5 protein-coding genes are annotated in these 5,297 nt (G+C 40.1%); 4 read left to right on the top strand and 1 reads right to left on the bottom strand.

Annotated elements, in window-relative coordinates:
* Positions 1 to 655: transposase family protein (locus tag QZ359_RS07410; RefSeq protein WP_293965087.1), on the bottom strand; the 655-nt coding region annotated here is incomplete at its 3' end.
* Positions 656 to 860: 205 nt separating this feature from the next.
* Between QZ359_RS07410 and QZ359_RS07415 the strand changes: the two genes are divergently transcribed.
* The 4 genes from QZ359_RS07415 to QZ359_RS07430 all read left to right on the top strand — a co-directional run.
* Complete coding sequence (locus QZ359_RS07415) at positions 861 to 2,138, top strand: ABC transporter permease (RefSeq protein ID WP_293965089.1); 1,278 nt, start codon at positions 861 to 863, stop codon at positions 2,136 to 2,138.
* Between the two features lie 12 nt (positions 2,139 to 2,150).
* On the top strand, positions 2,151 to 2,798 hold the full coding sequence (gene vex2, locus QZ359_RS07420; protein WP_000173751.1) for an ABC transporter ATP-binding subunit Vex2: 648 nt from the start codon (positions 2,151 to 2,153) through the stop codon (positions 2,796 to 2,798).
* 55 nt (positions 2,799 to 2,853) lie between these two features.
* The gene (gene vex3 / locus QZ359_RS07425; protein ID WP_261028505.1) at positions 2,854 to 4,233 is read left to right on the top strand and encodes an ABC transporter permease subunit Vex3; all 1,380 of its coding nucleotides are present in this window, start codon (positions 2,854 to 2,856) and stop codon (positions 4,231 to 4,233) included.
* A 357-nt stretch (positions 4,234 to 4,590) separates the two neighbouring features.
* Positions 4,591 to 5,297: LysM peptidoglycan-binding domain-containing protein (locus tag QZ359_RS07430; RefSeq protein ID WP_293965095.1), on the top strand; the 707-nt coding region annotated here is incomplete at its 3' end.

A 5,297-nucleotide genomic window follows, 5' to 3' on the forward strand; every position in this document is an offset into this window, starting at 1 on the left:
AGTCATAGTAGGGACTAAACATATCCATAGTAATGATTTTCACTCGACATCGGACGGCTCTATCATATTTAAGAAAGTAATCTCGAATGACGGCTTGTGTTCTACCCTCAAGAACAGTGATGATATTGAGCTTATCAAAATCTTGCGCAATGAAACTCATCTTTCCCTTGGTAAAGGCATACTCATCCCAAGACATAATCTCAGGCAGATGTCTAAAATTACACTCAAAGTAGAAGTCATTGAGCTTGCGGATGACAGTTGAAGTTGAAATGGCCAACTGATGAGCAATATCGGTCATAGAAGTCTTTTCAATCAACTTTTGAGCAATTTTTTGGTTGATAATACGAGGGATTTGGTGATTCTTCTTGACGAGGGAAGTCTCAGCGACCATCATTTTCAAGCACTGATAGCACTTAAACCGACGCTTTCTAAGGAGAATTCTAGTAGTCATACCAGTCGTTTCGAGGTAAGGGATCTTAGACGGTTTTTGAAAGTCATATTTTTTCATTTGGCTTCCACAATCAGGACAAGATGGAGCCTCATAATCCAGCTTAGCGATAATTTCTTTGTGGGTATCCATATTGATGATATCTAGAATCTTGATGTTTGGGTCTTTAATATCGAGCAGTTTTGTGATAAAATGTAATTGTTCCATATGAATCTTTCTAATGATAGTTTTGTCGCTTTTCATTATAGGTCATATGGGACTTTTTTTCTACAACAAAATAGGCTCCATAATATCTATAGGGGATTTACCCACTACAAATATTATAGAGCCAAAAATTTTTGCTCTTTTTTCGTATTTCATAAACATTTCATATTTGGGTTTTATAATAGTCTTACAAATATGGAGGTGACAAATGAATCCAATCCAAAGAGCTTGGGCTTATGTCAGCAGAAAACGGCTGAGAAGTTTTATTTTATTTCTGATTTTATTGGTCCTATTAGGCGGAATTTCAGCCTGTTTGACTCTGATGAAGTCCAATAAAACAGTGGAAACCAATCTTTACAAATCACTCAATACATCTTTTTCTATTAAGAAGATAGAAAATGGTCAGACCTTCAAGTTGTCAGACCTAGCATCTGTAAACAAGATTAAGGGACTGGAAAATGTTTCTCCTGAACTCGAGACGATTGCAAAACTAAAAGACAAGGAAGCGGTGAGTGGCGAGCAGAGCGTGGAGCGTGATGATTTGTCAGCTGCAGACAAAAATTTGGTTAGCATAACGGCTCTTGAGGATTCATCTAAGGATGTGACCTTTACCAGCTCGGCTTTCAACTTAAAAGAAGGGCGACACCTTCAAAAAGGAGATTTCAAGAAAATCTTGATCCACGAAGAGTTGGCTAAGAAGAACGGTCTTTCGCTTCATGACAAGATTGGCTTGGATGCTGGACAGTCAGAATCTGGCAAAGGACAAACAGTGGAGTTTGAGATTGTAGGAATCTTTTCTGGTAAAAAACAGGAGAAATTCACAGGCTTGTCTTCTGATTTCAGTGAAAACCAGGTCTTTACAGATTATGAGAGTAGCCAAAGCCTTTTGGGTAATAGTGAACCTCAAGTCAGTGCAGCTCGCTTCTATGTAGAAAATCCTAAGGAAATGGACGGACTCATGAATCAGGTGGAAAACTTGGCCTTGGAAAATCAAGGGTATCAAGTTGAAAAGGAAAACAAGGCTTTTGAACAAATCAAAGACTCGGTTGCAACTTTCCAAACCTTTCTGACCATTTTCCTTTATGGGATTATGATAGCAGGAGCAGGAGCCTTAATTCTTGTTTTGTCTCTCTGGTTGAGAGAACGGGTCTACGAAGTGGGAATTTTACTTGCACTTGGAAAAGGCAAGAGCTCGATCTTCCTACAATTTTGTTTAGAGGTTGTTTTGGTGTCTCTCGGTGCTTTGCTTCCAGCATTTGTTGCAGGAAATGCAATCACATCTTACCTACTCCAAACCCTACTAGCAAGTGGAGATCAGGTAGCCTTACAAGACACGCTAACTAAAGCAAGTGGTTTATCAGCCAGCATCCTATCTTTTGCAGAATCCTATGTCTTTCTGTTGTTGATTAGTTGCTTATCTGTAACCCTTTGTTTCCTATTCTTATTTAGAAAATCACCTAAAGAAATTTTATCATCTATTAGTTAAGAAGGAGAAATCATGACTTTATTACAATTACAAGATGTTACCTACCGTTATAAAAACACTGCTGAAGCAGTCCTATATCAGATCAATTATAATTTTGAACCCGGGAAATTTTACAGTATTATTGGTGAATCAGGAGCAGGAAAATCCACTCTCTTATCCCTACTTGCTGGTCTAGATAGTCCTGTTGAAGGTTCTATCCTTTTCCAAGGAGAGGACATTCGTAAGAAGGGCTATTCTTACCATCGTATGCACCATATTTCCCTGGTCTTTCAAAATTATAATTTGATAGATTATCTTTCTCCACTGGAAAATATCCGCTTGGTCAATAAAAAGGCAAGCAAGGATACGCTGCTTGAGCTTGGTTTAGATGAAAGTCAGATCAAGCGGAATGTTCTCCAGTTATCAGGTGGTCAACAACAACGTGTTGCCATTGCTCGCAGTTTGGTATCAGAAGCTCCAGTTATTCTAGCTGATGAGCCAACAGGAAATTTGGATCCTAAGACTGCTGGAGATATTGTCGAACTGCTCAAATCACTTGCCCAGAAAACAGGTAAATGTGTGATCGTCGTAACCCACAGTAAAGAAGTGGCACAAGCGTCAGATATTACACTTGAGTTGAAGGATAAGAAACTAACTGAAACTCGCAATACGACGAAATAATATGAGCTTTTTCTACTAGAACAATAAAATAGAACAACATTTAGAAAGGGAACCTATGTTACACAACGCATTTGCCTATGTTACAAGGAAGTTTTTCAAATCGATTGTCATCTTCCTGATTATTCTCCTCATGGCTAGCTTGAGTTTGGTCGGCTTGTCCATCAAGGGAGCTACTGCCAAGGCTTCTCAGGAGACATTTAAAAATATCACCAACAGCTTCTCCATGCAAATCAATCGTCGCGTCAATCAAGGAACGCCACGTGGTGCTGGGAATATCAAGGGTGAAGATATCAAAAAAATCACCGAAAACAAGGCCATTGAGTCTTATGTGAAACGCATCAACGCTATCGGAGATTTGACTGGCTATGAACTCATCGAAACGCCAGAAACCAAGAAAAATCTGACACCTGACCGTGCCAAACATTTTGGAAGTAGCTTGATGATTACAGGTGTCAATGACTCCTCTAAAGAAGACAAGTTTGTCTCTGGTTCTTATAAGCTGGTCGAAGGTGAGCACCTAACCAACGATGACAAGGACAAGATCCTCCTGCACAAGGACTTGGCAGCCAAACACGGCTGGAAAGTAGGGGACAAGGTCAAACTAGACTCTAATATCTACGATGCCGATAATGAAAAAGGGGCCAAGGAAACAGTCGAAGTGACCATTAAGGGACTCTTTGATGGTCACAATAAGTCGGCAGTTACCTACTCACAAGAACTTTACGAAAACACAGCTATCACAGACATTCACACTGCTGCAAAACTTTATGGATACACAGAAGACACAGCCATTTATGGGGACGCAACCTTCTTTGTAACAGCAGATAAGAACTTGGATGATGTCATGAAAGAATTGAATGGTATCAGTGGTATCAACTGGAAGAGCTACACACTCGTTAAGAGCTCATCTAACTACCCAGCTCTTGAGCAATCCATCTCTGGTATGTACAAGATGGCCAACCTCCTCTTCTGGGGTAGCTTGAGCTTCTCAGTCCTTCTCCTTGCTCTCTTGCTCAGCCTTTGGATCAATGCCCGTCGCAAGGAAGTGGGAATCCTCCTCTCTATCGGTCTCAAGCAGGCAAGTATCTTGGGGCAATTTATCACCGAATCCATCTTGATTGCCATCCCTGCTCTTGTTTCTGCTTACTTCCTAGCCAACTATACAGCTCGTGCAATCGGAAACACTGTTCTTGCCAATGTAACTTCTGGTGTTGCCAAACAGGCTAGCAAGGCTGCTCAAGCCTCTAACCTTGGTGGTGGTGCAGAAGTAGATGGCTTTAGTAAGACCTTGTCGAGTCTAGACATTTCTATTCAGACATCAGACTTTATCATCGTCTTTGTCCTTGCATTGGTTCTAGTGGTTCTCGTTATGGCACTTGCTTCAAGCAATCTCCTTAGAAAACAACCAAAAGAGCTTCTGCTGGATGGCGAATAAGTTTGAAAAAATGATTCTGGAAATAGCGAAAGCATCTTGTTTTTCTATTCAAGAATGGTGGATAGAGAATGGCTATTTAACAATACAAAATAGAGCTGAAAGCAGTGGTGAAAATCATTGCTTTCAGTTGCTTTCCTTGTACTTTAGTACTTAAATATGATATACTAAAGTTATGGAATTTATTAGAAAGGGGTTTCGCAACTTATATATGGAATTGTGCATAAAAATCTATAGAAATCTTATCTTGAAAATAGATAGATAAATCTGTAGAAGCCTATCCATATCGCAAACATAGGCTAGTAGACCTAGGCAGGGTATACTTTGGAAAATATAGAATAGTGAGGAAAAATAAACATTATGAGACAAACAAATGTTAGAGGAAGCTTGTCCCTCCGTGGTTTTAGAAAATTGAGAACTGGTGCAATTGTTGCGACAGGTGTGATTCTACTAGGTCTGGGCTTTTTAGCTCCAACTGTATCAGCAAATGAACAAGATGGTGTCTGGGTAGCCAGAACAGTTGCAGAAGTAAAAGCTGATATTCAAAATATAAACAATTTATCACACTACACAATTAAGTGGGGAGATACACTGAGTGCTATTAGTGGGGCAACGGGGCTATCTGTTGATAGTTTGGTTGAGATAAATCGTATTGCAAATAGAGATTTGATTTTTGCTAATAATAAATTGTATTTTAGCGAAGAAGCTTTTCTAAAAGATGGAAATACAGAAGTAAAAAGACAGCAAGTGTCGATTGATAATTCTGGTAGCCGTCAAAGTTATGAAGTTGAAACAAAGACAGATACTGTAACTGGAGAGCAAACTACTACTGTTAAACAAACGACACCAGTAGTTGTGGAAACACCAGCAGTATCAGCACCGAAATCAGAAACCTCAGTCTCAGTTGCGCCGAAAGCAGAGGAACCATCGACACCAGCACCGAAAGAAGAGACTCCATCGACACCAGCGCCAAAAGTGGAAGAGCCATCGACACCAGCACCGAAAGAAGAGACTCCAGCAACACCAGCGCCAAAAGCGGAAGAGCCAGTGACACCGGCACCGAAAGC

Origin of the sequence: Streptococcus sp., from assembly GCF_019414905.1 — a bacterium.
In the GTDB taxonomy this organism is placed as follows: domain Bacteria; phylum Bacillota; class Bacilli; order Lactobacillales; family Streptococcaceae; genus Streptococcus.

Coding starts and splice junctions, on each gene's coding strand:
- QZ359_RS07415 (WP_293965089.1), top strand. CDS start 861: ATGAATCCAATCCAAAGAGCTTGGGCTTATGTCAGCAGAAAACGGCTG.
- vex2 (WP_000173751.1), top strand. CDS start 2,151: ATGACTTTATTACAATTACAAGATGTTACCTACCGTTATAAAAACACT.
- vex3 (WP_261028505.1), top strand. CDS start 2,854: ATGTTACACAACGCATTTGCCTATGTTACAAGGAAGTTTTTCAAATCG.